Source organism: Haladaptatus rarus, assembly GCF_054177585.1.
Genome location: NZ_JBPEHG010000012.1, coordinates 93,808 through 118,510, shown reverse-complemented (window position 1 = coordinate 118,510; position 24,703 = coordinate 93,808). Strand labels below are relative to the sequence as shown.

28 protein-coding genes are annotated in these 24,703 nt (G+C 61.1%); 10 read left to right on the top strand and 18 right to left on the bottom strand.

The window, feature by feature from the left end; genetic code table 11:
- Positions 1 to 43 precede the first annotated feature (43 nt).
- The 3 genes from ACR3FE_RS20830 (at position 44) to ACR3FE_RS20820 (ending at position 1,622) form a co-directional block, all read left to right on the top strand.
- Positions 44 to 271: a CDGSH iron-sulfur domain-containing protein gene (locus ACR3FE_RS20830; protein WP_458209530.1), complete on the top strand. Its 228-nt coding sequence runs from the start codon at positions 44 to 46 to the stop codon at positions 269 to 271.
- Between the two features lie 190 nt (positions 272 to 461).
- Positions 462 to 959 (top strand): outer membrane protein assembly factor BamB family protein, encoded by a 498-nt coding sequence (locus ACR3FE_RS20825; RefSeq protein WP_458209529.1) that lies wholly within the window; start codon positions 462 to 464, stop codon positions 957 to 959.
- Positions 960 to 1,016: 57 nt separating this feature from the next.
- Positions 1,017 to 1,622 (top strand): outer membrane protein assembly factor BamB family protein, encoded by a 606-nt coding sequence (locus ACR3FE_RS20820; RefSeq protein WP_458209528.1) that lies wholly within the window; start codon positions 1,017 to 1,019, stop codon positions 1,620 to 1,622.
- Between the two features lie 472 nt (positions 1,623 to 2,094).
- On the opposite strand, the gene ACR3FE_RS20815 is transcribed toward ACR3FE_RS20820, so the two are convergent.
- The 6 genes from ACR3FE_RS20815 to ACR3FE_RS20790 form a co-directional block, all read right to left on the bottom strand.
- Positions 2,095 to 3,390: a threonine synthase gene (locus tag ACR3FE_RS20815; protein WP_458209527.1), complete on the bottom strand. Its 1,296-nt coding sequence runs from the start codon at positions 3,388 to 3,390 to the stop codon at positions 2,095 to 2,097.
- Between the two features lie 14 nt (positions 3,391 to 3,404).
- A complete protein-coding gene (locus tag ACR3FE_RS20810; RefSeq protein WP_458209526.1) occupies positions 3,405 to 4,166 on the bottom strand; it encodes an HpcH/HpaI aldolase family protein in 762 nt (253 codons plus the stop codon).
- A gap of 221 nt (positions 4,167 to 4,387) precedes the next feature.
- Positions 4,388 to 4,606 carry a DUF7521 family protein gene (locus tag ACR3FE_RS20805; RefSeq protein WP_458209525.1) on the bottom strand — a complete coding sequence of 73 codons (219 nt, stop codon included), beginning with the start codon at positions 4,604 to 4,606 and terminating at the stop codon, positions 4,388 to 4,390.
- Between the two features lie 118 nt (positions 4,607 to 4,724).
- Entirely contained in the window at positions 4,725 to 6,860 is a 2,136-nt protein-coding gene (locus tag ACR3FE_RS20800) for an LUD domain-containing protein (RefSeq protein WP_458209524.1), read from the bottom strand.
- Positions 6,857 to 7,360 carry a LutC/YkgG family protein gene (locus tag ACR3FE_RS20795; protein WP_458209522.1) on the bottom strand — a complete coding sequence of 168 codons (504 nt, stop codon included), beginning with the start codon at positions 7,358 to 7,360 and terminating at the stop codon, positions 6,857 to 6,859. The genes ACR3FE_RS20800 and ACR3FE_RS20795 overlap by 4 nt, the downstream gene beginning before the upstream one ends.
- Positions 7,361 to 7,391: 31 nt before the next feature.
- Entirely contained in the window at positions 7,392 to 10,367 is a 2,976-nt protein-coding gene (locus ACR3FE_RS20790) for an FAD-binding and (Fe-S)-binding domain-containing protein (RefSeq protein ID WP_458209520.1), read from the bottom strand.
- Between the two features lie 260 nt (positions 10,368 to 10,627).
- On the opposite strand from ACR3FE_RS20790, the gene ACR3FE_RS20785 reads away from it, so the two are divergent.
- Positions 10,628 to 10,927, top strand: a complete 300-nt coding sequence (locus ACR3FE_RS20785; RefSeq protein ID WP_266080104.1) for a PadR family transcriptional regulator — start codon at positions 10,628 to 10,630, stop codon at positions 10,925 to 10,927.
- On the opposite strand, the gene ACR3FE_RS20780 is transcribed toward ACR3FE_RS20785, so the two are convergent.
- From ACR3FE_RS20780 to ACR3FE_RS20765, 4 genes are read right to left on the bottom strand one after another with little or no spacing between them, the layout of a single operon-like run.
- Positions 10,924 to 11,571, bottom strand: a complete 648-nt coding sequence (locus ACR3FE_RS20780; protein WP_458209518.1) for a hypothetical protein — start codon at positions 11,569 to 11,571, stop codon at positions 10,924 to 10,926. The two genes, ACR3FE_RS20785 and ACR3FE_RS20780, sit on opposite strands and share 4 nt — an antisense overlap.
- Before the next feature lie 51 nt (positions 11,572 to 11,622).
- On the bottom strand, positions 11,623 to 12,021 hold the full coding sequence (locus ACR3FE_RS20775) for a hypothetical protein (protein WP_458209517.1): 399 nt from the start codon (positions 12,019 to 12,021) through the stop codon (positions 11,623 to 11,625).
- Between the two features lie 38 nt (positions 12,022 to 12,059).
- Positions 12,060 to 12,749 carry a DUF7530 family protein gene (locus tag ACR3FE_RS20770; RefSeq protein WP_458209516.1) on the bottom strand — a complete coding sequence of 230 codons (690 nt, stop codon included), beginning with the start codon at positions 12,747 to 12,749 and terminating at the stop codon, positions 12,060 to 12,062.
- Positions 12,746 to 13,624: an NAD(P)H-binding protein gene (locus ACR3FE_RS20765; RefSeq protein ID WP_458209515.1), complete on the bottom strand. Its 879-nt coding sequence runs from the start codon at positions 13,622 to 13,624 to the stop codon at positions 12,746 to 12,748. The genes ACR3FE_RS20770 and ACR3FE_RS20765 overlap by 4 nt, the downstream gene beginning before the upstream one ends.
- Before the next feature lie 79 nt (positions 13,625 to 13,703).
- On the opposite strand from ACR3FE_RS20765, the gene ACR3FE_RS20760 reads away from it, so the two are divergent.
- The 3 genes from ACR3FE_RS20760 (at position 13,704) to ACR3FE_RS20750 (ending at position 15,435) form a co-directional block, all read left to right on the top strand.
- Positions 13,704 to 14,183: a DUF456 domain-containing protein gene (locus tag ACR3FE_RS20760; RefSeq protein WP_458209513.1), complete on the top strand. Its 480-nt coding sequence runs from the start codon at positions 13,704 to 13,706 to the stop codon at positions 14,181 to 14,183.
- A gap of 143 nt (positions 14,184 to 14,326) precedes the next feature.
- Positions 14,327 to 14,869: a DUF192 domain-containing protein gene (locus ACR3FE_RS20755; RefSeq protein ID WP_458209511.1), complete on the top strand. Its 543-nt coding sequence runs from the start codon at positions 14,327 to 14,329 to the stop codon at positions 14,867 to 14,869.
- Between the two features lie 80 nt (positions 14,870 to 14,949).
- Positions 14,950 to 15,435: a GNAT family N-acetyltransferase gene (locus tag ACR3FE_RS20750; RefSeq protein WP_458209510.1), complete on the top strand. Its 486-nt coding sequence runs from the start codon at positions 14,950 to 14,952 to the stop codon at positions 15,433 to 15,435.
- Between the two features lie 74 nt (positions 15,436 to 15,509).
- Here the strand turns inward: ACR3FE_RS20750 and ACR3FE_RS20745 are convergent, their stop codons facing one another.
- A complete protein-coding gene (locus tag ACR3FE_RS20745) occupies positions 15,510 to 16,760 on the bottom strand; it encodes an RNA-guided endonuclease InsQ/TnpB family protein (protein WP_458209509.1) in 1,251 nt (416 codons plus the stop codon).
- Between the two features lie 246 nt (positions 16,761 to 17,006).
- Positions 17,007 to 17,378, bottom strand: a complete 372-nt coding sequence (locus ACR3FE_RS20740) for a hypothetical protein (RefSeq protein ID WP_458209507.1) — start codon at positions 17,376 to 17,378, stop codon at positions 17,007 to 17,009.
- A 143-nt stretch (positions 17,379 to 17,521) separates the two neighbouring features.
- Here ACR3FE_RS20740 and ACR3FE_RS20735 point away from each other — a divergent pair, with 143 nt between their 5' ends.
- Positions 17,522 to 18,109: an HdeD family acid-resistance protein gene (locus ACR3FE_RS20735; protein WP_458209505.1), complete on the top strand. Its 588-nt coding sequence runs from the start codon at positions 17,522 to 17,524 to the stop codon at positions 18,107 to 18,109.
- 17 nt (positions 18,110 to 18,126) lie between these two features.
- Here the strand turns inward: ACR3FE_RS20735 and ACR3FE_RS20730 are convergent, their stop codons facing one another.
- On the bottom strand, positions 18,127 to 18,693 hold the full coding sequence (locus ACR3FE_RS20730) for a HalX domain-containing protein (RefSeq protein ID WP_458209503.1): 567 nt from the start codon (positions 18,691 to 18,693) through the stop codon (positions 18,127 to 18,129).
- Positions 18,694 to 18,954: 261 nt separating this feature from the next.
- Here ACR3FE_RS20730 and ACR3FE_RS20725 point away from each other — a divergent pair, with 261 nt between their 5' ends.
- Positions 18,955 to 19,248 carry a hypothetical protein gene (locus ACR3FE_RS20725; protein ID WP_458209501.1) on the top strand — a complete coding sequence of 98 codons (294 nt, stop codon included), beginning with the start codon at positions 18,955 to 18,957 and terminating at the stop codon, positions 19,246 to 19,248.
- Positions 19,249 to 19,446: 198 nt separating this feature from the next.
- Positions 19,447 to 19,716 carry a hypothetical protein gene (locus tag ACR3FE_RS20720; RefSeq protein ID WP_458209499.1) on the top strand — a complete coding sequence of 90 codons (270 nt, stop codon included), beginning with the start codon at positions 19,447 to 19,449 and terminating at the stop codon, positions 19,714 to 19,716.
- A gap of 1 nt (position 19,717) precedes the next feature.
- Here ACR3FE_RS20720 and ACR3FE_RS20715 read toward each other — a convergent pair whose 3' ends face one another.
- The 5 genes from ACR3FE_RS20715 to ACR3FE_RS20695 all read right to left on the bottom strand — a co-directional run bounded on the left by ACR3FE_RS20715 (position 19,718) and on the right by ACR3FE_RS20695 (position 24,702).
- Positions 19,718 to 20,986: an ABC transporter substrate-binding protein gene (locus ACR3FE_RS20715; RefSeq protein WP_458209498.1), complete on the bottom strand. Its 1,269-nt coding sequence runs from the start codon at positions 20,984 to 20,986 to the stop codon at positions 19,718 to 19,720.
- Between the two features lie 78 nt (positions 20,987 to 21,064).
- Positions 21,065 to 21,805, bottom strand: coding sequence for a hypothetical protein (locus ACR3FE_RS20710; RefSeq protein WP_458209496.1), 741 nt, complete (start codon positions 21,803 to 21,805; stop codon positions 21,065 to 21,067).
- A gap of 24 nt (positions 21,806 to 21,829) precedes the next feature.
- The gene (locus tag ACR3FE_RS20705) at positions 21,830 to 23,410 is read right to left on the bottom strand and encodes a protein kinase domain-containing protein (protein ID WP_458209494.1); all 1,581 of its coding nucleotides are present in this window, start codon (positions 23,408 to 23,410) and stop codon (positions 21,830 to 21,832) included.
- Between the two features lie 125 nt (positions 23,411 to 23,535).
- Entirely contained in the window at positions 23,536 to 23,778 is a 243-nt protein-coding gene (locus ACR3FE_RS20700) for a hypothetical protein (protein WP_458209492.1), read from the bottom strand.
- Between the two features lie 9 nt (positions 23,779 to 23,787).
- A complete protein-coding gene (locus ACR3FE_RS20695; protein ID WP_458209490.1) occupies positions 23,788 to 24,702 on the bottom strand; it encodes an MIP/aquaporin family protein in 915 nt (304 codons plus the stop codon).
- Between the last annotated feature and the right edge of the window lies 1 nt (position 24,703).

The following is a 24,703-nucleotide window of genomic DNA, read 5'->3' as shown; positions in this document are numbered from 1 at the left end:
AGAAGGTGCCGAGATTGAAGTGACAGGAGCGACAACCCAGGCTATGGCCCGCGAAGTTCGACACACTGCGACCGGCCCGCTGAAACTCGACGAGGACGATTTCGACGACGAGAAAGGGAACGTCGCGCTCTGTCTGTGCGGTCTCTCGGACGACTACCCCTTCTGCGACGGATCACACCGCGCGACGGAAGACGAGGAAGACGGCGTCGTCTACCGCTACGAAGACGGCGACCGCCGCGTGGTCGAGGAGATACGCTACGCCGACGAGTAGCGATGGCGACGGATCAGATTCTATCCGCTCGCCCGGAAGATCACCCTCTCCCCCTGTTCATCTCTTCTGCCGGGAGATGAGTCACCGACAGCGCGCCAACGATCGAACTCGATCTGAGCGGACTACTCTTCGATACCTGGCATCTTTATCGGAACCCAAGACATATACCACGGATGACACTGGTTCGACCATGGTCTCCCTGACCCGACGAAAGCTACTCGCGACGGGTGCCGCAGCGGTGACGCTGGTTTCTGGCTGTCTCGGGCCGAATCGAACCCTCACTGAACGCCCGACGGGCGAATGGCGACACCGTGCTCACGACGCTCGAAACACCGGTGCGACGGCCGCGACCGTCCCACCGCGAGGGACCCCCGCGTGGGACTCCGGCGAAGCCCATATCGCAGCCCCACTCGTCGCGGACGGCACCGTCTATTCGGTGTCGCACGAGGTGACAGCCCTCGATGCCAAGAGCGGCGACCTGAAGTGGGAGAGCGACCTCGACGGGAAAGCCGACTACACGCCAGCGCTACTGGACGATATCTTGATGGTTGCTGCCGGTACCCGGGTCGTCGGACTGGATCGCTCGAACGGCGACGAGGTGTGGTCGACGACGCTACCGGAAATCGCTACTGGTGAGGTAACCACTACGAGCGACCCGGGAATCGTGACGATACCTGTCGGAGACTAACACCTCCAGGCGCTCAACCCCGAAACTGGCGACAGGCTATGGCAGGACTCGACACAGGTGACGAAGCAAACAGCGATCGTCGACGAGACTGTCTACCTCACTGGGTACCGACAGGAGGGCGAGACCAGCGTCCTGCGTGCGCTCTCGGCGAGGGACGGGACGCGACAGTGGGATGTCGACCTCGACCACCCAGACACGCCGCCAGTGGCGGCGGACGATACCCTGCTCGTGGCCGATGCCGGTACGCTCGCCGTTCACGATCCGGCCACCGGAGAGCGAATCCGCGAACTCGGTGTCTTCGGCGAAAATGTGGACGTTCCACCGGCGGTCGCCGACGGCACCGCCTACGTCGCCGCGGGAGACGGTGGCCTCGCTGCCATCTCCATCGCCGACGGGACGGTCGAGTGGAACAACGACGTATGGGTGACCGTCGACACCGGACTCACCGTCGGGAACGAAGCGATCGTGGCGCCGGTGACCGACCTGCCGGGAATCGTCGCATTCGAACGGTCTGACGGGTCGCGTCGGTGGGAACATACCATCGAGGGCTTCGATGCGGCGGCGAGCACACCCGCAGTCCTCGCCGATAGGGCGGTCTTCTACGCGAGTAACGAGAGCCTCGGCGTCGTCGCACTCGGTGACCTACCGCCCGAAACTGAGTGACGTCACCCAACCGCCGATGCTGCCCGTCCCGGTGAAACGGGTGCGAATGTGCAACGGAATCACGTACGACCATCACCGAAATGAACAGTGGCAACAAGTCATAACCGAACTGGGAGCGTGATAGCTGTATGCGACCAGGGGGAATGACACTGGCGATATTGACCGTGGGGGCGGTCGTGGCGCTCGGATTCGGAGGTTCTTCTGTGACGGCGAGACAGTTCGAACCCATCTTCCCGACAGCAGAGATAGACTACACCTGTCAGAACGTGACCGTCACGGTCGAACCGGAGTGGGTAAGCTACGACCTCGTTATCCGCTATCGAGACACCGAAACAGGAGACGACGGGAAGGCACTGATCGGGCCGTTCAACGGGACGGTGACCGAGCCGTACGGCCCGGAGATCATCTTCACGAGCGTGGAGGTGTTGGCAAACGGCAGGTCGTTAGGAACCGAATACATCCCACTGCGCTGTCAGCCGGAGACGAGCGAACGAACCCGTTCCGGGAGTTCGGAGAGCGAAACCGCCTGTGGCGTCGTTGGAACTGCCGACTGCTCACGGAACCCGGTTCCGGTGGCGATGGCGACGACGTGATCGTCGGACGTGAGTTCACGGTCGTCGGAAAGTCGGTGAATCCCGGCCAACGTGGTCGCGGAGGCAGGTTCGACGCAGATTCCTGCCCGACGAGCGAACTGCCGCTTCGCATCGAGGATGTCGTCGTCCGATACCGAGAGGACGCCGCCGTCGGTTTCACGAACCGCTGAAAGCACCCGATTGCCGCTCGGCGGGTTCGCATTGGCGATCGAGTAGGCGACCGTCTCACCGCCATCGACGGGCGTCACCTCGTCTGCATCGGAGCGATACGCCTGGGCGATGGGGTCGCAGGCCGCCGCTTGTACGAAGTAGAGTCGGGGAACGGTGTCGAGCAAACTCGCCTCTCGAAGTTCGCGCAATGCTTTCCAGATAGCGCTCGCGTGCCCACCACTGCTGACGGGGGCGACGATAGCGTCGGGCGAGTCGGGAACGTCGTGGGTGTCGGATGGGTCGGGGCTGTCTTGCGATGCGCGCACGACGGAGGCACTGAGCGGCGAACGAAGTGAGCCGTGAACACCCGCGAACGTCTCACAGATCTCCAGTGCCGTCGTCTTCTGGCCCGCTACCCTAGCCGGAGCGTCGGAGTTGACGAATCGAACCCCCGTCAACTCCAGACTCTCGAAGTAAAGCCGTCCGTAGTCACCACCGACCTGCAGGAGTTCGGGGTCGAACTGTGCGATGTGCGCGAGTCGTTCTGCGGGGATGTCGTCCGGGACGAGAACGAGGCAGCTCACCCCGGCGCTGGCGGCGGTCGCAGCCATGCTCATCGCCATGTTGCCGTGCGAGACGGTGCCGACCCAGTCGTTGCCTGTTTCGAGTGCGCAGGCGACCCCGACCGCACTGCCTCGATCTTTGAAACTCCCCGTCGGATTGTGGCTCTCGTCTTTAACCCAGAGCGTGCAACCTGCATATTCGTCCAACCGCGAGGTGCGAAGGAGCGGCGTCCCACCAGCCACCGACCCGATGCCGGGTGACTGCTCCCCGGGGAGCAGTTCGGCGTAGCGCCAGATTCCACGCTCTGGCGTCTCCGGCCACGAGAACTCCCGAGCATCGGTCGAAAACCAGAGTGGTTCACCGCACTCGCACCGTTCCCCCGTCTCCGTTTCGTCACCGCACCGATAGCAGACGAGCGTCGTGTCAGGAATCGCCGTGTCAGGTTTCGTGGTATCGGTCATCGTCGTGTTCTCCGTTATCGAGTGAGCGACTCGTAGCCCTGTTTCGCCCGCATCGCACCCTCGATGAGGTAGTCGAAGTCGATTCCGACGACCTGAAAGTCGAATCCGGCGTCGGCCCATCGCTCCACCTCCTCCGGGTCCAGGGCGATGGTTCCGACCGATGTATCGGCGTCGTGCGCCGAATCCAAGACAGCGGAAATCTCGGTGTCCAACGAGTCCGTCTCGCCGAACCGTCCGACCGACGCCGAGAGGTCTGCCGGGCCGACGAACAGGGCATCGACGCCCTCCACTGCGCCGATCGCTTCCGCGTTCTCGACGCCAGTCGTGGTCTCTATCTGGACGACAACGAGGAGGTCGTCGTTCGCCTGTTCGAAGTACTCAGCCAGTCCGAGTCCGTATGCAGACGCTCGTGACCCGGCCACTCCCCGAACGCCATCTGGCGGATAGCGCGTCGCTTCGACCACGGTTCGGGCCTGTTCGACCGTCTCCACCATCGGGACGATAACACCGGAAACGCCGGTGTCGAGCACGCGCTTGATTCGGGCCGGATCGTCGTCCGGAACGCGGACGATCGGTTTCGCCTCGCTACTCGCCGCGTCTACCGCGCGGGCGAGGTTCTCGACCGACTCCAGCGACATCGAGGAGTGTTCTGCGTCGATGACGACGAAATCGAAGTCGAGTTCCGCGCTCAATTCGGCGACCGCGGGGTGTCCGATCGTGACCCATGTCCCGACGACGGCCTCGCCTGCGCGCACCGCGCGCCTGAGTTCGTTCATGGTCGCTCGAACGTGTTGCGGGGAAAAATAGCTACCCGGTACTGTTCGATTCTAGCCGGTACTGTTCCGGTCGAGTAGCCGGATTGTCAGTCCCAGATGTGGTTGATGTCGTAAAAATTCATTTTTCCAGCTATTTAGTCGGTCTAGCAGATAATCAGTCGATTCCCCAACAGTCTATCGCTGTTGATGGGTTCGGTCACTCCGCCCTCGCATCTCTCCCGTCAGTCGGCACCCGTAACGCTGTAGATGACGAACAGGTAGCCGACCGTCGAAACGGCGTAGTTCACGGTCAGCAGTAACCGACTGTTCTCGAAATCGGTGAGAAACGCGCTGAAGGTGGTTGCGATCGCTGCCGCGACGAGGATCGAGAACCCGACCGAGAGGACGAGCATCGACTTTCGGGACGTCTGTAAGTACGCCCGCACTGCCAGTCCCACCATAGTGGAGACCTGTCGCCGCGAGGACGGCGCTGAGTACGATATACGTTATTTCGATAGGTTGCATCTGGTGAGTCGCCCTCGGTTTCCGTCAACTACAAATCAGGCAACTGATTTAAAATTATTCCATATCTCGAGCCAGCAGTTCGACTGGATGACGTACCGACTCGGCAGATATCGATTCGATCTGTTCCTGACATGACACACCGTTTGCAATCACAGACCCCCCATCGATCTCCTCGACCAGTGACTCGCCAACGGCGACACTCAACTCGTAGTAATCGGCTTTGTACCCGAAACTCCCGGCCATCCCACAGCACTCCGCGTCGGTCGTCACCACGTCGTAGCCGAGTCGTTCGAGCACGGCCACGGTGTACGGTTCGAGATCGAGTGTTCGCGCCTGACAGTGGGCGTGGTACGTCACCTGTCGGTCGGTTTCGGCTCGTTGGAGGACATCGATGTTCGCCTCGTTCGCCAGCAAGCCGTAGATGTATTCCAGCAGTTCGTAGCTATTCTCGCGGAGTGCGTCACATTCGGGCAGGAGGTGGTCGTAATCGCGCCGAAACATGGCGAGGTCGCTCGGTTCCACGACGACCACGTCCCGCCCGGCGTCGAGGTGAGGTGCGAGCGCGGTCGCCAGTTCGCGGGCGTGATTTCGGGCAGTCCCCACCATCCCCTGGGAGAGCGGCGCACGTCCTGTCGGAGGCAATGCTGGAACGCGAACAGCGACGCCGAGGGATTCGAGCACTCTGACGGCGGCTTTCCCGCGTTCGACATCCACGTAGTTCGTGTACGGGTCGGGATAGAGGACGGCCTCCCACGTCGCCACGTCGGCGGGAATCGGGTCGCGCCCTGCGAACCACTCGACCAACGTCTCCCGCTGGAACTGTGGCAGTTCCCGACGAGGGTCGACGCCGAAGGCCCACGAGAGGAATCGGCGACCAGGTTCCGATCTGGCCATCCAGTTCGAAACGGGAGCGAAGCGACTGCCGAGTCTGGCGACCGTCGAGAAATTACCGAACAGCCGTTTCTGTCGGTCGATGTTCGAGGGGTCGTCGTCCGGCAGGAGACCGCGATAGACGAACTCCAATCCGTCCGCTCCCTCGCGGTTGATCCGGTCACGGATGGCGGTGTTTATCCACGGGATATCGATCTTCACCGGGCAGGCGTTCACACAGCGCGAACAGCCGGTACAGAGGTCGTTGAACGTCGCGGCACTGTCGAGTCCGTGGACGCCCGCCTCCCAGCCGGTTGCGATGCCCCCCGTGTAGGTCTCACCCCCGAACGCGTGCCCGCCGACGTGCTGGAAGTTCGCACAGGAGTTGGCGCACGCGCCACAACGAACGCAGTACAGCGTCTCACGGAGTACGTCGTCGTCGCGCATCGCTATCCGTCCGTTGTCGAGCAAGACGAGGTGGAACTCGCGGTCGTCCCCCGAAAACGTGGGTGTCTCGACCGGCGGCGTCAGAAACGAGACGTAAGAGGTGATGTCCTGGCCCGTCGCGGAGCGACCGATGAGTTCGACGAACGGCTGGAGATCGGCCATTCGAGGGATCAGCTTCTCGACGCCAGCGACCGCAACGTGGGTGTCCGGCACGGATGCCGTCTTTCGTGCGTTGCCTTCGCTCGTGACGAGTGCGAGCGTCCCCGTCTCGGCGACGACGAAGTTCGCCCCGGTCAATCCCACGTCAGCCTCTCGAATCCTGTTGCCGAGGTATTCGCTGGCGAACTGGGTCAGATCTTCGGCGGTTTCGAGCGGTTCTTCCGGGTCGAAGTGAGCGTTGAGCAGCCGGGCGATGTCCTCGCGAGAGCGATGGATGGCAGGGGCAACGAGATGTGACGGTGCTTCGTCGGCCACCTGCAGGACGAACTCACCGAGGTCGGTTTCGTAGACGTCTATCCCGTTTTCGGCGAGATGGTCGTTCACTTCGATCTCTTCACCGGTCATGGTCTTGCTCTTGACCAGCACCTCGGCATCAGATGCAACGTCTGCGATGTAGCGATTCGCGTCCTCGGCGTCCTCTGCGAGGTACACCGTTCCACCGTTCGCTTCGACCGACTCTCGAAGCTGCGCGATCAGTTCCGGCAGGCGTTCGATAGCGTCTTCTTTGATCTCCCTGGCGCGGTCTTTCAGTTCCTCGTACGCTTCGAGGTCGGCGACCGAATCGTACCGGCCTTCGTTGAACGTTCGGGTGTTGGATGCGACGCTCTCTCCCTCGGTCGCGAGCAGCTTCCGGATGGCGTCGGCTCTGGTCATCGGTCGGAGACGAGGAGGACGTGGACTTCTTTCGGGCCGTGGACACCCTGGACGAGCGCGCCCATGTCGGCGGTCGCGCTCGGCCCGGTTGCGAAGATGGCGCTCCCGCCAGCCTCCGCGATGGTTACGAGTCGGTCGAAGGCTGCTGTCATACCGGGCACCACGTCGCTCTCGGCGACGACGGCGACGTGACGGTCGGGGTGGAGGCTCACGCTATCTTCACCCGCATCGGTCGGCTGGACGACGACGGTTCCGTAGTCTGCGATCGCGAACGTCGCGGGCGTGATTCCGGTCTCCGCCCGCTCCAGCTCGGCCAGCGTCGGGTCGAGCGTGACGGACTCGGGAAGCGAGACACCGTCGAACGGCAACGGAGTCCCGACGGCTGGTTCGACGACACACTCCGCGAGCGCATCCTCGGCCCCGGTGGGTGTCGTCCGGGTGAACTCGACACCGAGTTCCCGGAGCGACTCCCGAAATGCGGTGACGGTGTCGGTGGCCATGGCCGAACGTGGCGCACTCTCCGATAAAAAGTTATGGTCGGTGGAGTGCGTCGGCGACCTTTTCGATGGGATGTGGTGGCCGTGTCTCGTACCCATCGAGTTGCGTTCGGCAGGACGCGCCGGGCGCGACGATGCCCTCTGCATCGCTTTCTTCGACCTGTTCGAACAGGATTCGACCGATAGCCTGCGAGAGGTCGTACTGCTCTGTGCGGTAACCGAAACTGCCTGCCATGCCACAACAGCCGCTATCGAGGGGATCGACCTCGTAGCCCGCGCGGCGAAGGACGCCGACCGCGTGGTGGTCGCGGCGAAGTGCTTTCTGGTTGCAGTGGCCGTGGTAGGCGAGCGATTCGTCCACTGCGTCGAACTCGATTCCGGCGTCCAGTCGCTTTCGGTCGATGAACTCACAGACGCCAAAAGCGTTCGCAGCGACCTGTTCGACAGCCTTCGACTGTGGAGACTCGGCGAGGAGGTCGCGGTACTCGTCCTGGAACATAACGGCGTCGGATGGCTCGACGAACACGACAGACCAGCCCTCGGTGAGCCGGGGTTCGAGTCGGGAGACGTTCGTCTCGGCCTGTTCCCGTGCTTTATCGAGGAATCCCTCGGAGTAGGCGGCCCTGCCACTCGGTGCGAGGTCGTCGGGCACCTGCACGTGAACCCCTGCGGCTTCGAGAACGCGGACGGCGGCCTTGCCGGGGGTAGGATGGCTGTAGTTGGTGAACGTGTCCGGAAAGAGCAGGACACGGTCTGTCGCCGCGTCCACCGGAATCCGGGGGCCACGGGCGTCGAACCAGTCGACGAACGTCTCCCGACGGAACTGGGGAACGTCTCGTTCGGGAGCGATACCGAACAGTTTCTCCGCCACGGCGTCCGACCCCGGAAGTTTCGTCGCCCAGTTCGAAAGCGGTGCGAGGGCGCTCCCGAGCGCCGAAACGCGATCGATGTCGGCGAATAGGCGATCGCGGACGCTCGAACCGGCCTTCTTGTGGTGGGCGTGTTTCACCTCGGCTTTCAGCTTGGCGAGGTCGACGCCGGTCGGACAGTCGCGGGCACAGCCCTTGCAGCCGAGGCAGAGGTCGAGCACCTCCTCCTGGAATCGATCGGTGAACAGCTCCTCGGTCGGAATCTCGCCGCTGATGGCTGCCCGGAGGAGATTCGCGCGTCCCCGCGTGGTCGTCATCTCGTCTTTCATCCCGCGATAGGAGGGACACATCGTCTCGCTCTCGGTCTGGCGACAGGTGCCACAGCCATTACAGAGTTCGACGAGATGCGAGAAGCCACCCTCATCAGAGAAATCCTGTACGGTAGTCGGTTCGAGAGAGGAGTATTCGACACCGTATCGGAGATTCTCGCGCATATCCGCGTCGTCCCGAAAGACGACCTTGCCGGGGTTCATCCGCCAGTCCGGGTCGAAGGTCGTCTTCAACTCCTGGAACGCGCTCCAGAGCTGTGGCCCGTACATCTTTGGATTGAACTCAGTTCTGGCGAGGCCGTCGCCGTGTTCACCGGAGAACGCGCCGTGATGATCAAGTACGAGGGTCGTCACGTCCTCGGCGATGGAGTGCATCTTCTCGATCCCGTCTTCCGCTTTCAGGTTCAGGATTGGCCGGATGTGGAGAGTTCCGCTTCCGGCGTGGGCGAAGTAGGCCGCCGACGTGTCGTGGTCGTCGAGAACGGCCATGAACTCGCGGACGTACTCGGCGAGTTCCTCGGGTGGGACGGAGGCGTCTTCGATGAAGGGATACGGTTTCGGGTCGCCCTCCATGCTCATCAGGAGCGGAATCGCTGCTTTCCGGAGTTTCCAGAGTTCGGTCTGTTCTGCTTCCGAATAGGCTTCGAGCACGTCGAAGGCCGCACCAGCGCCGACGAAGTGAGCCGTCGTCTCCGCGATAGCGCCCTCGAAATCAGAGTGAAGTTCGGAGTCGAACTCCAACATCAGGGCAGCCTCGGCGTCCTCCGGAATCGGCTCTGCGTATTCAGCGAACTCGGTCGAGTCACGGGCGAGGCGGAACACTTCGTCGTCCATCAACTCGACCGCGCTCACGTCGAATTCGAGAGCGTCGGGCACTGCTGCCATCGCAGAGACGAGGTCGTCGTAGCAGTAGAGCGCGAGCGCGGTCTCCTCGGGGCGGGTCACCAGGTCGAGTGTCGCGCGAACGACGACGCCGAGTGTGCCCTCTGCTCCGACGAACAGCTTCGAGAGGTTGATGCATCGCTCGCCGTCACGCTCGTAGACGACCTTGTGGAGATTGTAGCCGCTGACGCTGCGCTTGAGTGTGGGATAGCGCGCGTCGATCTCCTCGCGGTTCCCTTCGACCAGTTCACGGACTGCTCGGTAGAGTTCGGCCTCGCGGTCGTCTTTGGCGACTATCTCGTCCCACTCCTCGCTGTCGAGGACGACTTCGCGGGTGTGGATGAGCGACCCATCAGCCAGCACGACGTCCAGCTCGACGGTGTACGCGTCGGTGATACCGTACCGAACAGAGTGCGCCCCCGTGGAGTTGTTGCCGATGCCGCCGCCGATGGTCGCCCGGTTGGAGGAGGCCGGGTCGGGTGCGAACTTCAACCCCCACTGTTCGAGGTGGGCGTCGAGGTGATCCTGCACGACGCCAGGTTCGACCGTCGCCTGCTGGCGTTTAGGGTCGACGTCCACGATGTCGTCCATGTGTCGCGAAAGGTCGAGGACGACGCACTCCGGCCCGACCGCTTGCCCGGCGAGCGACGAGCCAGCACCGCGCGGGAGGACAGGTGCGTCGTATTCGTCAGCGACCCGAACAGCACTCCGTACGTCTTCGACACAGGTCGGAAAGACGACGCCAGCCGGTCGGGCCTGATAGATGCTACCGTCGGTCGCGTAGAGAATCTGTGTGTACTCGTCGAATCGGACTTCTCCCTCGACTTCGGCACGCAGGTCGTCTGCGAGAGCGGGGTGGGCGTCGGCCGGTTCGTGACCGAGGGACTCTCGGTACGATTCGAAGTCGGGCTTCTCGTCCCGTGTTGCCATGACAGAGAGAAACAGGCAGGTGGGCATAAATCCGGTGCCGGTACGAGGTCGGTCGAATCGTACTATTCTGTGTGACCTGACGGACCGTGAACTATCTTCACGGTCTGGATAGAGTCACAGAGTGTCGAGCAGACAACAGATGAGTTACCCAGAGGGGACGCGAAGGGGAGAGATGCAAATCGCAAGCAAGCGTCGGGTCGATATGAATTTGGCCATCACTCTTTTGTCTGTTGCATGATTCTGTAGTCCTAGGGAGAACCATGCACGACCTGACTGGTTTCCAGCGGGACTTGCTGTACGTCATCGCTGGGTTGGACGAACCCCACGGCCTCGCCATCAAAGAAGAACTCGAAGCATACTACGAGAAAGAGATTCATCACGGTCGACTCTATCCGAATCTCGATTCACTCGTGGACAAGGGACTGGTCGAGAAAGGCCAACGTGACCGCCGGACGAACTACTACACGCTCACTCGTAGGGGGGCGCGGGAGATCGAAGCGCGTAGAGAGTGGGAAGAGCAGTACGTCGGCGAAGATCTCGCTCAGACGCAGACCGTCTAGGGGGAGAGCGCGGTTCCGAGAACCGCGGCGTCTAACGCTCTGACGTTGCCGAATACCGAATTCGCTTCGTTCGTTACGTAGCTGTCGCCGGATTCTGCGAGCACCCCGAGGTTCGTGAGTCGTTCGACGTGCATCCACACCGTCTTGCGGGGCAGTCCGACGAGTTCGTGGAGGTCGTCTTGTGTGAACTGTTCGTCAGTCTCCATCGAGAGCAGTGCGTCTAGCATCAGCCGAACCGCTTCCGGACTGGCGAGGTCGTCTATACCATCCGACGCGCCGTGTTCGATGGCAGCACGCCGGAGGCGGTCGGCGGTCTGCGCGACGAGACTCTCCGGATTCGGACGGTAGATCCCGTCCCCTTCGCGGAAGACGCGAAGCGCGACGAGGTCGTCCAGACTTCGTTCTACGTGTTCTGCACTCTGGTCGAGTTCCTGGGCGAGTTCGTCGGCTTCCCACTCGCCACCAGTCGTGGCGGCGAGGCGAACCAGTTCGCGGGTCGCGGTGTCGCGGGTTAGAAAGAGCCAGCCGGACGGATAGGCCAGTCGTGCCTCCCGGATGCCCTCTTCGTCTGCGAGCGTCCACATCTCGTCGTAGTTGTGGGCGGTGCGAAGCGTCCAATCCTGGGTGTCGGCGTGATTCATCATTACGTTGCGTTCTGTGCGCTATGGTATTTAATATTGCACTCGCACTGGAGTTCAGGTATCCGGTTTCGATTCGCACGAGACAGACCACGTCACGTCCGAACGTTCCGTAAGCCGTCGGTAGAGGGCTTGAAGGCCGGACGAACGAGTGTCCGGGAGCACGTGGAGTTCGATCGACCCATATCTGACGACCACGCGAAACGTCGTGTCGTGGTCGTGGTCGCGGACGAGATACATCGGCACGGGGAGGTCGAACCAGTCGCCCGAGGTGTACGGTTCGTCGGCCAGAATCTCATCGACGAACGCGACCAACTGTTCCTCCGAGCAGTCAGAACTGGGAGAGAGCCGAAACAGAGTCTCGCCCTCGTAGCGGATACCGCCCTGCCGTGGATATCGGCGGCGTGGGCGGTGTGGGATCGAAAACGACGGTTCGCTATCATTCATGACTGCCATCCCGTACTCCCGAACTATGCCGTCATCAGTTAAATAGTTCAGCCACGGGAGCGAACGAAAATCGTGCTGGCCGAGACGACCACGACCGCCACGACGTGCCCGACGAGCAAGAAGACGAGCAGATCGTCTCCCCAGACGAAGGGAACGAGCACGAGTTGAAGGAGGGAGAACCCGACGACGAGCAGGTCGATCCGGCGGAGTTGGGTTCGCATCGAGTCGTCGGTCGGATACCGAACTGCGACCCAGAAGCCGGTGACACTCGCCCACCACGCCGTGCCGATCCGATAGCACACGTCCCAGAGAACGAGCAACGTGAGATACACTGCCGGAATCGGCGGTGCCGTCCCGAGCAGTCGCTCTACGAGGGGCGAGCCACCCTGTCGAGGGTCGGCGACGAACAGGTAGGTGACGAGTCCGACGTACGCCAGCAGGCCGAGCACCACCTCGATACTCGACCCGAACAGCAGTTTTCGATAGACGTCGGGCGTCGTCAATCCACGGATCCGTCGCCCGAGTGTGAGCATGAGGGCGCTCCCCGCGGTGGCGACGACGACCGCCGCAGTGCCTGCTGGCACGGCGTTCCAGAGGTCGTAGCGCAACGCGAGGACGAGGAGCAGCCCCTCGAAGAGTGCGAACTGTATCGTGAGCGCGAGCCAGTCGGGAAGCGTGACACCCGGAATCGCATCCACGATGCTCTCGTACGCCCACTGGTAGTCGGGACGGTTCATCCGACGGCTTGCCTGACAGACTCCTCGAACGGCGTCAACTCGACCGGTACGAACGAGCGAATTCGGTCGTCTTCGACCACGGTGCGCGTCTTCAGGCCGAGGATGAGCGGATGGGCGACCTCCTTCGGAACGTCGGTCACGAGGTCCACCCAGTAGGCTGAGAGTTTCGGCGAGAGGACGGGGACGGGAACCATCACCGATGGACGGTCTAACAGCTCGCCCGTCGTGAGAACCATCTCGCCGTAGGTGAGCACGTCCGGGCCGCCGATCTCGAACGTCTCGCCTGCCGTCTCCGGACTGTCGAGGACGCCGACCAGATACGCGACCACGTCGTCGATTGCGATCGGTTGGCACTCCGTTCGAACCCACTGGGGCGTTATCATCAGCGGAAGGCGTTCGGCCAGTTGTCGAACCATCCGGAAGCTCGCGCTGTTGGCACCGACGATGATGGCCGCCCGAAGAACCGTGCAATCGTAGTCGCCTTCCGCGAGGATGTGTTCCACTTCCCGCCGCGATTTGAGGTGTTCGGAGAGCGTCGCACGCTCACCGCCGAGTCCGCTGAGATAGACGACCCGCGAGAGGCTCGTCCCACGTGCCGCATCGACGAAGTTACGAGCTGCCACCCGGTCGCGTTCCATGAAGTCGCCATCGTCCCCCATCGAGTGGACGAGGTAATACGCGACGTCCACCCCCTCGAAGATGCCATCGAGACTCTCACGATCGTTCAGATCTGCCTCCACGACCGCCACACCTCGTGGCTGGTCGTAGGTATCGGCATCACGTACCAGTGCAACCACGTCTTCTCCGTGGGCGACGAGTTCAGGGACGAGATGGCGTCCAACGAACCCGGATGCACCTGCGACGAGTACCGTCATCATCTGACAATCGGTCGTAATCGTTCAAAAGCTATTGGGCAACCCGAGGGGTTATCCCGACCGAGTGCGACGGATGGATATGGACTGGCCCCTCCTCGTGGCCCTCGTTCTTCTGCTCGCGGGCATCCTCGGGAGCGTGGTTCCGCTCTTGCCGGGAGTTCCGCTTTCGCTCGTCGGAATCTACGCCTACTGGTGGGGATCCGACTTTTCCGAACCGGGCCTCCTCTTCCTCGCTGGTGCGACCATCGTCGGACTCGTCGCCATCGTCGGAGAGTACACTGCAGGAGCGATCTCGGCCAGAGCAGGCGGCGGGTCACGCTGGACTGCCGTAGCGGCCGCAGTCGTCGGATTGCTGGCGTTGCTCGTCACCGGCCCCCTCGGAATGCTCGTTGGGGTCGCACTCGCCACGTTCGCGGTCGAGTTTTATCGAACACAGGACGCCGAGAAGGGTGCTCGAACCGCAGGCTACGCTGTCATTGGTCTTCTCGCGTCCGCGGTCTTCCAGTTGGTCGTGACGGTCTCACTGTTCGTCGGCTTCCTCGTCGCGGTTCTAATCTGAGTGCTCGTGTCGGGTCGGACGACGACGGAACGAGAGTGGGGAAGCCGGGACGAACGCCCGGACGACGGAACGACTCTGTCGAGGCAAGTTGCCGCCAAGAGAACACCCTGCATTTTTTGTCGAGTGCTCTCGTTTCAGTGTGCATGCGTTCGAGCGCCATCCTGCTGACTGCCGCACTCGTCGTGATGGCTGGCTGTGCTGGATTGGGACTGGGAGGAGATGGGGCGACCCAGCAGACAGGAGACGCCACTGTCACCCATACGACGACGGATACGGAAGAGAACGTCTCTGCTGCGTTCGTCACGGACGGAAACCGAACGTCGGTGACACTGGAAGTGGCGAACTCGGGGGACGAACGAGCAAGCGGGCTGATGTTTCGGAAGTCGCTTCCCGAACAGCACGGGATGGTGTTCGTCTTCGATAGCGCAGCATCTCGGACGTTCTGGATGAAGAACACGCTCATCCCGCTCGACATCATCTTCGTCTCCGCGAACGGTACCGTCATCAACGTTGCACACGCCGACCCGCAACCCAACGCCAGCGACTCCGAACTCCGACGCTATTCCAGTGATGCACCTGCGAAGTACGTGGTCGAGATGGAGCAAGGGTTCGCCAACCGGACGGGGATCGAACCGGGGACGAAGCTCGTGTTCGAAGCGTCCCGACCGACGACCGAAGAAAGCTGACCTTTCTTTCTGCAAACAGACTGGTGATTCAGAACTGTTACCATGCGACACGGCAAATAGTCGGGATGGAGGAACGGAGGATGGAAATTCGACCCGCGAACGACGGTGATTTCGGGGCGGTCCGCCGGATCGCCCACCGAGCTTGGAACGAAGCGTACGACGAGATCGTCGACGACGAGACCATCACGGAAACGGTATCGTCGTGGTACTCGAACGAATCGCTAGCAGACGCACTGGACAGACCAGGAACGGCCTTCCTCGTGGCAGTCGAGGACGACGAACTCGTCGGATTCTGTCACGCCGTCGTCCACGAAGACGAGGGTGACGTGCTCCGACTATACGTCGACCCGGACGACTGGGGCAAAGGGGTCGGCACCGCACTGCACGAGCGTTTGCGTACCGACCTGCAGGATTTCAACATGAAACGGATGCGGGCGATGGTCCTCGCCGACAACGAGATGGGCAACGAGTTCTATCGCAAACTCGGATTCGAGAAAGACGACGAAGGCACGGTCGAGCTCGGTGGCCGGGAGTACGCCGAGAACGTCTACACGTACGCCTTGTAAACTACCCCTCCTACTCCCTCGGCGCTACGCACCTCGGTACTTGAGGGTGGGGCTTTGATGTGGACTCCCGGCAATCAGTCACCAGCGATCGGCCGGTGACTCTCGCCGTTCATCATCCCACCATTTACACGCACGTCTACTGGTGCGCCTCCGTCCCCCGACGTGGGCGAAGAACGGAGTCTGTGTTGTCGTTTCCGGGCGTACCGCAACCCAATGTTTTTCGCCGCGTTGTAATCCGCGTTCACCTCGTACCCGCACTTCTGGCAGTGGAAATGCTCTCCATCACGATTATCCTCATGGGTGAAGCTACAATCCGTCCGAGAACAGCGTTGGGATGTGTGGTTTGGCGTTACCTGTTCTACGGAGACTCCAAGCTCCGGTGCTTTGTATTCGACGTACTCGAACAGGCGTCGGAACGCCCATATATGGTGCCACTTTGCCTGTGGAAGCCGCTCCCGAATGTCTGTCAAGTCCTCGAACACAATCGCATTGCAACCGTGTTCGATGGCTTCCATGACGATCTCGTTTGCAACCGTATGGATGTATTGTTTTCGCCATGCCTCTTCGCGCTTTCCAAGGCGAAGGAGAGCGTTATGGGAAGCTTGCGTGCCGCGTTGTTGCATCTTCTCACGTCGCTTCTCGAACTCGCGACACCAATGGTCGTACTCATCTCCTTTCCAGAACGTGCCTGTCGAAGCGACGGCGAGACTGTTGATCCCGAGGTCGATACCGAGGACTATTTGGTGCGCGGTATCTGCCGAACCCTCGGACTCATCGCCGTCATTCTCGTACTTCCGCGTGGTAATGTGGAAGTAGAATTCATCGTCCACTGCGTCATATTGAAGCGTACTCGCTCGGAACTCGTACTCCTTGGATAGCACGTACCGCCCGTAGGGGGTCAAACTGTCCGAAGGGAGTTCGAAGTCACATTCAATACGTCCGTTGATGGTCGAGAGCGAGACTTTGTTCCGATAGAACGTGGCGCTCCGTTTGTCGTAGACCATACTCCACGATGTAAACTCCGGCTGAGAGGTTCGTTTGCCTTTCTTCCAGCGGTCGACACCGCTTTTCGTCGCGTGGACAGCCCGCCGAATCGCCTCTTGGACGAGATTGGCGGTGAGGTCGGTTTCATCGCGGAGGTCGTCGTAGAGGGCGTCTCTCGCGGTCGAGTTGGCAGTGACACAGTTCGTATGGTCGGTATCGTCCCAACAGAACTCGGCGGCGCGGTTCGCGCAGTGGAGGAATTGTCGAGCGGATTCGTGGAGGTCGTCGCGGCGCTCGTCGGGGACGACTAGTTTGACAGGTGCAGACCGCCGAACCTCCATATTTCGGATTACTCTCCAACGATTCTTAAACGCTCGGGAGTCGCCCCGCTACCGTCTGCCGGTTGTGTCGTTCCGTGTCGGATTCCCCCAATCTACTCGCTAGCTTCGCTCGCTCCTGGAAGTCGGGGCTCCACCTCGAATCATGCTGAAGTGAACACAGAACACAAAGCATTTACCTCATCCCCAACACGTTGCAGATACCTCGGGTAGGGGTACACGAGGTTTTCTTTGCGACTGTTCGGTGAGTTACGCCTCTCCTTCCCACTCGTCTTCGAACAGCTGATACGCACTGGCCAGATTGAAGAGCAGTTGTCGTTCGGCTGCTGCCGCCGCGTGTGCGCGTGCGGTCGCGTGGACGATCTGCGTATACTGTACCGTTTCCTCGCTCACGTCGGCGTGGTCGGGCCCGAACTCACCCTGCATGAACGACGCCCGGATCGCAGCGCGCTGATATCGTTCCATGAGTTCGAACAATCGCCAGTACTCCACGCCGTCACGACGTGCGTCCACGAGAGCGGAGAGTAGACGGTGTTCGAACCGTGCTTCCGCCTTTTCGAGCATCCCCTCACTGTCAAGCCCGAGCGCAGTCAGTATCTCGTCCGTGTCCTCGGCAGCCATGTACGGAAACTGTAAAGTATACTATTTTATTATTAATGATTGACCGTTCGGTGATCTGACTGTTTGGCGCGTCGGTCGGCGAGTTGAAAGATGGCCCTATCAGTTTTGTCGATAGCCGTCGCACGACCGGCGGGGTGAGAAAAATGAGCACGATCGACACGACCCGACAGAGCACGGCAGACACGGCGTGGCGCACACTGATGGGAGTCGGCGCAGTTCTCGCGGTACTCGGTGTCATCGCCATCTTCTTCCCGTTCGTCACCGGTATCGCGCTCTCGGTGTTACTCGGAGGAGCATTACTCGTCGGTGCGATACTCCACGCAGTCCACGCCTTCTCGGCTGGCGATTGGAAGGGCGTCCTCTGGCAGGTCGTCCTTGTGGTCGTCTACGGTATCGCAGGCCTCTCGCTCGTCTTCAATCCGATCCTCGGACTGACGACGTTGACACTCCTCCTCATCGCGTACCTCGTGGTGGACGGCATCGTCGAACTCGTCATGGGGTTCGCGCTCCGCCCGGAGAGAAGCTGGGGATGGGTGGTCGCTAGTGGCGTCATCTCGCTCCTACTCGCGGGATTGCTCTGGATCGGGTGGCCCGCAACCGCGGCGTGGGCGCTCGGACTCCTGTTCGGCGTCAGCGTACTCACCAGTGGATTGTCGATGGTCGGTCTTGCAATGGGTGGTCGCAAGGTGGCGAGCGAGACCGCACCAGGAGGGGCGGAAGCACGGGCCTGATAGAAGTCGTGGAGGAACTAATCGAGGTCCTGGAAGGCACCGACGAAATCGTCGTGGTCCTGGAGATTCGCTCGCGCGTCGTCGACCACCTCTCGGAGCATCTCGACCTGTGCCGTCAGTTCCTGATACTCGTCGTTGTTGGCGAGTTCCTCTGCGTCTTTCTCGGCTTCGAGCACGGCCTTCTTCGATACCAGAGAAAAGTATTCTTGCATCTGGGTGTCGTACTCGACACGCGATAGCATCCCTTCGACGGTCGTGTAGAGGTCGTCTTTCGAGACCGGTTTGACGAGGTAATCGTCGAATCCCATCTCGATGATATCGAAGTCCGGTTTGACGGCAGTTACCATCACGACACGGGATTCGAGACCACGATTTCTCAGTTCTGTCAGCACCTCGTCGCCGGAAAGACCGGGCATTCGGCGGTCGAGTAAGACGACATCTACCTCGCCGTCGAGTTTCTCAAGTGCCGTGTGACCTTCGTACGCGTGTCTGACGTCGTAAGATGACTCTAACCACGTCGCGTAGAGATCCGTCACGTCTTCCTCGTCGTCGACGACGAGAATGGTTGGTTCGTCGGCAGGCATAGTTGATTTTAGGTGTTCAGGTTTTTGCAGTCCGGGCAGTTTGTTAATGAACCATTCGCCAAAGCATCTTTATATCTTATGGTTGAAGAGTCGGAGGACAGCTAAATATGTTACGTAGGTGAGCCAGTCTCGCAGTACCAGTATTTGATACACCTCGACACCGACGAGCGATCGTCTGTTTGATCGATGTGCACTATTTTCAATAAGCATCGGATAATTAACTATATTAAAAGATACATAAAAGCGGTATGTCGAAATCCAGTGGTCGTTTTTGGCGGGGGCTCCGGCAGTGAAACAACCCCCACGCAACGATTCGAACGGCTTCTTGAACTGCCACCCAGTGCGAAACTCGTCTACCGGGTCTTACAAGATGACGCACCATTGACCCAGCGGCAGGTGCGCGAGGATGCCCTGTTACCCGCCCGGACGACACGTGACGCGCTGACGAAACTGAAAGAGCAGGGTCTCGTAGAGGAACGGCTGTACGTTCCCGACGCCCGCAAGCGACTGTATGCTCCACTCCCGGTCGCCCGGCCTGACGACGTGACGGGGTAGTAAGACCGGGGGACTTTGGGCCAGTCGACGGTACTGATTCCAAAATGGCGAGCAACTGCCAACGTCGATCAGCTGCTCGTCTTGATTCAACGACGACGTGAGAAACGATAGCCGGCATGGTGGCTTCGAAATCAGCGACCGCTTCTTAACCATCGACGCCGTTTCACCGACACGATGCCGACGAACAGACGCGGGCGTGTGTCACAGGATCGGCACCCGCGGATCGACCCACCGAAACATCGAGTCGACCAGAATCAGCTGCGTGCATTCGTGCATCTTCGTTCCGAGCTCGACAGACTTCGACAGCATATCGCGGAGGCCGAAGCCAGGTTGGAATCGCTCGAAGCGGAGTGCCGACGGCGAGAGCGAGCCATCAGGGCGTGTTCGATGTGCGGGCGCGTCAGCACTCGTCCCGGCGTGGACGCCGAGTGCCCGTACTGCAAAAATGGACGACTGAAACGGGTGTGAACTACTGGAACGCTCGCGCGATTCCTCGGCTGGCTTGCTGGACGTTCCAGTTCGAGGTGAACGTCGCCATCACGTCGCTCAGGTTGGTGAGCGTCTCCGGAGGCACGGCGAGACCGTGCGCGGTAGAAGGTGGCTGTGTCTCCGAGTTCTGGAAATCGTTCATCTGGCCGCGCAAGAACGGCCCGAACGGCTTCTTTGGCACGTCGGTTCGTGGCGGGATCGACCCTTTCTTCGGATTGAAACGTCGCTGGGCGTCGACAGACCCGACGTAGCGCAGGAACTTGTTCGTCGCCTTCGGCGATGGATTGTTCTTCGGATACGGGAACGAATCCATGTTCAGGGCGTACATGCCCTTCGTTCCGGGGTAGGGGACGTGCCCCCAATCGCGTTCGAACTCGAAGTTCTGTTGTGCGCGGTACATCCCGGCGGCCCAGTCACCCTGATGGATGAACGCCGCGTTCCCGTTGATGACTTTCTTGTTCGCCTGTTGCCAGTCGATGGAGCCAGCGTCCTGGTTGAAGTACTGCCGATAGCGTTTGACGATCTCCAGGGAGTTCGTCACTGCCTGTTGGTTCGCCTGCACCTTCCCCTGCGTTATCGCGTCGTAGGTCTCCGCCCCGTGTTCCCCGAGAACGACCTGCGCCCACAGTTGCAGGGTCGACCACGGCGATTTGGTCTGGTGGGCCATCCCCACTGCGTCCGTGTTCTGTTGTACCTGCTTCATCGCGCCGACGAGGTCGCTCGGCTTGGAGATGTTTCCGGGTTTCACACCGGCCTCCTCGACCACCGGAACGCTGTAAAAGAGGTTGTTAAGACGGTGGATGTTCAGTGGGACGGTCACGTACGAGCCCGCAGGTTTCGCGGCCTGCTTCGGCCCTTGCAGGTAGGCGTTTTTCATATCGTTGTTCGTCCACACAGTCCCGCTGATGTCTTTCAGTTTGTTCGCATCGGTGTACGGGCGGAGATTCGCGCCGGGCCACGCTTGCCACGAACTCGGCGGATTGTTGTTCAGGACCCGCTTTTTGATGACCGTGTGAAGATTCTGGCCCGCCCCACCCGAGACGGGATTCTGGTTCACCGTCACGTCCGGATACTGTTGTTTGAACCCATCGAACAGCGCCTGGATCGCCTTGCTTCCGTCGCCGCCGGTCCACCAGTGTTGGACTTCCAGCGTCTGTCCCTGTGCGTCAGCCACCCCGGCGATACCTGCCAATCCGAGCGCGCTCGCCCCCCGAAGGCAGCCGCGTCTCGATATCGTGTCGTGTCGCATCGTTTTCCCCTATCGGTTCACTACGGGGGACGACAAATATCTGTCCGATTAATTACTATTTTTGGGCGGTGTTTCAACTCACGACGACCCCGAAAGTCCCCGGACGTTCTGCTGGAGTCGGATCGTCGCCGTGAGCAGGAAGGCCCCGATCATCACGACGAAGACGCTCTCGATGCTGTCGACGACGAGGAGGCCGAATCCCACGTGGACACCGAGGTCGGCGAATCCGAGCAGGCCAGCACTGACGAGCACCGGAAGAAGATGACGGCGGAGCGTATCCATCGACGTACCGTGGGTGAGCGACTCCAACCGTTCTCCGAAGACGATGCCGTATACGGCAAAGGAGATGCTGCCGACGCCCTTGACGACTGCCACGACGGTGCCGTGACCGATGAGGAGGACGATGATCAGCTCCAGCACGATGATGCCGACGAATCCCAACTCGATCCGCCGGAGGCGGGAGAGCGATATCTTTCGGTCTTCCGGCGAGGGAGCCAGCGCGCTATTGAAGTACAACTCACGCATCGCAAATGCGAGAAACACCGTACAGAAGAGCAGCGCCGTGTGACCGAAAGCCACGAGCCAGCGCCCGGAAGAGAGCGTCCCCGCCACACCGAACAGGCCGTAGACGGTACCAGCCAATCCGACCGAGACGAGATACCACCAGAAGGGGCGCTGTGACTCCAATCGGTTCAGTCGGAGATTACGCAGTGCGTAGAACCCGAAGATAGCGGCTGAAACCGCGAGCAGTCCGGAGCCGACGAATCGAACGACGTTCGCACTGGCGTCGACACCGACCTGTGCGAGTGGGATACCCATCTGGATACTTGAATGTAAGTCCAATTATTTAAGCGATTCGACCATCGGATCCGAATCGAACGCTGCCAGGCAGTGTTCGAACGCGACCAACAGATCATCGACCGTCTCGTACCGCTCCGGTTTCCGCTTCGCCAGCGCGCGAGCGAGGAGTTCGTCCACTTCGTCGGGGAGTTCCGGATTTCGCTCCGTCGGCGCGGGTGGCTGAGTCGAAGTCACCTGCTGAACGACGATGTGTGGTTCCCCTGAAAACGGTGTCCGTCCCGTGAACAGGGCGTACAGGAGTACTCCGAGTCCGTACACGTCTGTCGAGTGGTCGATGATACCGAACGACTCCGGGTCGAGGTGCTCCGGTGCTGCGAAGGCAGGCGAAAGCGGCGGTTGTTGAACGTCTGCCGCGATGGAGGTAAGTCCCCAATCACCGATCTTCGGGACGGGCCACGTCGGTTCGAACGTGGTCGCAAATCGTACCGCAGATGGGGAAAGTCCACCGTGGATGACGCCGACGGCGTGTGCTTTCGACACGGTGTGGACGATTCGATGTGCGAACCAGAGCGTTGCATCGCTGTCGGCGTCGAGGTAGTTGCCGAGCGTTCCACCATCGGTGAACTCCGTCGCGACCCACTGAGTCGGGTCGTCGCTGTGCGCCCGCACAGCGAGGACGTGGTCGTACTTGTCGATAGACTCCCAGCGGTCGATGGCACGGCTGAACGACGCCGGAATCGTTCCATGTCGGCGGTCGTCGCGCAACGTCGAGAGCGTCACGACGGCGTGTTGCTCTCTGGGTGTCGAGGCCCACGCACGGTGGACTTTCACCAGCGAGGACGTACCGACCTCGTTCAACTTCTCGAAGTCGTCGTATTCGACCGCGAGCGGTTGTGGTGAAGTGATGTCTTCAGCCGACGGCGGACCGGTACCGGTTCGTTTGCGGCGGTTCCGGGACGTGGGCCGTGCGTCGGCTTCGACCTCCGACGCGGGGAGGATCTGGATCGGTCCATCTCCTCCCGTCTCGCCGACTTGAACGACGTTCGCCCCGGCAGGGAGGAGGTCGGCCAGTCTCGGGTCGCTCACGCTGATGACCAGTGGGTCACCCGAGAGGGTCGATTTCGAGAGTGCATCGACGACGTGACGAAGTGCATCCGTCGCGTATCGTCGGACGATTCCGTCGTCGGCGTCCCGGAGTTCGGCGAGTGCTAGAACGGCTGGCTCTGCCGTTCGGGGATATTCGGACGCGACACCGGCGACGGTGACGACGGCGTTCTCACGAACCAACGGGTCGCCGTCGCCGATCAGGTCGATCGCACGCTTGACGACCGGTCGAGCACCAGCAGGATTCGATTGCGCGACTTCGGCGAGCGCCCAGGTCGCCCCGCGTCGAACCCACCGGTCGTCGTCGGCCACCGCCTGCGCGAGATCGGAGACGGGGATGCGTTCGGGCGTGTTCGCGGCCACCTCCGCGAGCGACCACGCGGCACTCGCTCGTCGCTTCGGGTCGTCGGCATCGAGCGACACGAAGAGATTTGAAACGTCCCGTGTCGAGAGCGTCCCGCTCTGCTCACTTTGCTGTCTCGCCTGCAAGTCGCGTACGTCTGATTCGAACCGACCCATATTTCGAAGGATATCGTTTACTTATCGTAGTTTCGATACGTTATAAGCGTTTTGTGTGCCCCGGTTTCGATAGTTCCAGTTTATGATCAGATACGACGATACGAGTCGAAGATGGCGGGACGCTATCACCGGTTCCACCGTTTCAGTCCCCACTGTGCTCGGGTGTAGCCGAGGGCGAGCAGCACCGTTCCGACCAGCATCATCGAACCACCCAGTAGTGGTGTCTGGGTAGACGCACTGGGGTCGGAGAAGGCGACCAGTACGATTCCCGCCACGAGGACGACGAGCCCGGCGAGCGTCACCGGGTCATAGAACACCAGTTGGAGATAATCGCCGAGCGAGTAGCCCGAATCGTCCGAGTTGGTCACGGTGGATGCTCAACTCCCTCCAGTCGGTCGTTCACCCTCTTCTTCGTGAACGCGGGGTTCATCCGGTTCCATCTCCGCCGATTCGAGTTCCCTGACGTACTGGCGCGTCAGATAGTCGTAGAGGCCACCCCCGACGATTCCGCCGACCGTGGTCGAAACGGCTGGAAGCCACCAGCCACCGCGCGGGCCGGGGAACGCGATCTGCCCCCATCCGGCGAGGTATCCGAAGATTCGCGGGCCGAGGTCCCGTGCCGGATTCAATGCCGCCATGCTGACCGGGGCCTCGTACTGGACGAGCGCGGCGACGAGAAGGCCGATGAGGAACGCGGCGACTGCCGGGGTCGCCCGCGTCCCCATCGGATTCCAGTCGTCCACGAGCGCGAAGATGACGGCGACGAGGATTGCCGTGATGACGACTTCGCTGAAGAACGCTTGCGGGAACGAGACGAGGAACGCCGCCTCCTGAAGCGTGTCGAAATCTCCGATTTTCACGCCCGCGAACGCAGGATTCGGGAAGAACGTCCAGAGCGTCATCCCCGTGATAGAACTCCCCGGTTCACCTCTGACCACGTTGTTCGCCTGGCTGAACTGCTGGTAGTATCCCGACCACGTGACGAACAAGGTCGCGGCGGCCAGAAACGCACCCACAATCTGAGAGACGACGTAGCCCGGAACGTGCCGCCACGGAAAATCCCGCCAGACCGCGTTCGCGATCGTCACCGCCGGGTTGATGTGTCCCTCCGAGACACCGCCGACCCAGTAGACCGCGAACATCACGGCGAAACCCCACAGGACGGCGACGCCGAACAGGTCGAACCCGCCTGTCAACACAGAGACGACGACTGCACCGTCACCGAGCAGGATGAGGATGAACGTTCCGACGAGTTCGTTGACGTACTTCGCCCGCCAGTACTCGTCTGCCATC

Excerpts from the sequence above, each read along its gene's own strand:
- ACR3FE_RS20785 (WP_266080104.1), top strand. The coding sequence starts at position 10,628 with ATGCACGACCTGACTGGTTTCCAGCGGGACTTGCTGTACGTCATCGCT.
- ACR3FE_RS20800 (WP_458209524.1), bottom strand. The coding sequence starts at position 6,860 with ATGACCAGAGCCGACGCCATCCGGAAGCTGCTCGCGACCGAGGGAGAG.
- ACR3FE_RS20825 (WP_458209529.1), top strand. The coding sequence starts at position 462 with ATGGTCTCCCTGACCCGACGAAAGCTACTCGCGACGGGTGCCGCAGCG.
- ACR3FE_RS20795 (WP_458209522.1), bottom strand. The coding sequence starts at position 7,360 with ATGGCCACCGACACCGTCACCGCATTTCGGGAGTCGCTCCGGGAACTC.
- ACR3FE_RS20805 (WP_458209525.1), bottom strand. The coding sequence starts at position 4,606 with ATGGTGGGACTGGCAGTGCGGGCGTACTTACAGACGTCCCGAAAGTCG.
- ACR3FE_RS20710 (WP_458209496.1), bottom strand. The coding sequence starts at position 21,805 with ATGGGTATCCCACTCGCACAGGTCGGTGTCGACGCCAGTGCGAACGTC.
- ACR3FE_RS20775 (WP_458209517.1), bottom strand. The coding sequence starts at position 12,021 with ATGGCAGTCATGAATGATAGCGAACCGTCGTTTTCGATCCCACACCGC.
- ACR3FE_RS20830 (WP_458209530.1), top strand. The coding sequence starts at position 44 with ATGGCCCGCGAAGTTCGACACACTGCGACCGGCCCGCTGAAACTCGAC.
- ACR3FE_RS20770 (WP_458209516.1), bottom strand. The coding sequence starts at position 12,749 with ATGAACCGTCCCGACTACCAGTGGGCGTACGAGAGCATCGTGGATGCG.
- ACR3FE_RS20760 (WP_458209513.1), top strand. The coding sequence starts at position 13,704 with ATGGACTGGCCCCTCCTCGTGGCCCTCGTTCTTCTGCTCGCGGGCATC.
- ACR3FE_RS20780 (WP_458209518.1), bottom strand. The coding sequence starts at position 11,571 with ATGATGAATCACGCCGACACCCAGGATTGGACGCTTCGCACCGCCCAC.
- ACR3FE_RS20815 (WP_458209527.1), bottom strand. The coding sequence starts at position 3,390 with ATGACCGATACCACGAAACCTGACACGGCGATTCCTGACACGACGCTC.
- ACR3FE_RS20765 (WP_458209515.1), bottom strand. The coding sequence starts at position 13,624 with ATGACGGTACTCGTCGCAGGTGCATCCGGGTTCGTTGGACGCCATCTC.
- ACR3FE_RS20705 (WP_458209494.1), bottom strand. The coding sequence starts at position 23,410 with ATGGGTCGGTTCGAATCAGACGTACGCGACTTGCAGGCGAGACAGCAA.
- ACR3FE_RS20810 (WP_458209526.1), bottom strand. The coding sequence starts at position 4,166 with ATGAACGAACTCAGGCGCGCGGTGCGCGCAGGCGAGGCCGTCGTCGGG.
- ACR3FE_RS20755 (WP_458209511.1), top strand. The coding sequence starts at position 14,327 with ATGCGTTCGAGCGCCATCCTGCTGACTGCCGCACTCGTCGTGATGGCT.
- ACR3FE_RS20730 (WP_458209503.1), bottom strand. The coding sequence starts at position 18,693 with ATGCCTGCCGACGAACCAACCATTCTCGTCGTCGACGACGAGGAAGAC.
- ACR3FE_RS20695 (WP_458209490.1), bottom strand. The coding sequence starts at position 24,702 with ATGGCAGACGAGTACTGGCGGGCGAAGTACGTCAACGAACTCGTCGGA.
- ACR3FE_RS20715 (WP_458209498.1), bottom strand. The coding sequence starts at position 20,986 with ATGCGACACGACACGATATCGAGACGCGGCTGCCTTCGGGGGGCGAGC.
- ACR3FE_RS20740 (WP_458209507.1), bottom strand. The coding sequence starts at position 17,378 with ATGGCTGCCGAGGACACGGACGAGATACTGACTGCGCTCGGGCTTGAC.
- ACR3FE_RS20750 (WP_458209510.1), top strand. The coding sequence starts at position 14,950 with ATGGAAATTCGACCCGCGAACGACGGTGATTTCGGGGCGGTCCGCCGG.
- ACR3FE_RS20790 (WP_458209520.1), bottom strand. The coding sequence starts at position 10,367 with ATGGCAACACGGGACGAGAAGCCCGACTTCGAATCGTACCGAGAGTCC.
- ACR3FE_RS20745 (WP_458209509.1), bottom strand. The coding sequence starts at position 16,760 with ATGGAGGTTCGGCGGTCTGCACCTGTCAAACTAGTCGTCCCCGACGAG.
- ACR3FE_RS20735 (WP_458209505.1), top strand. The coding sequence starts at position 17,522 with ATGAGCACGATCGACACGACCCGACAGAGCACGGCAGACACGGCGTGG.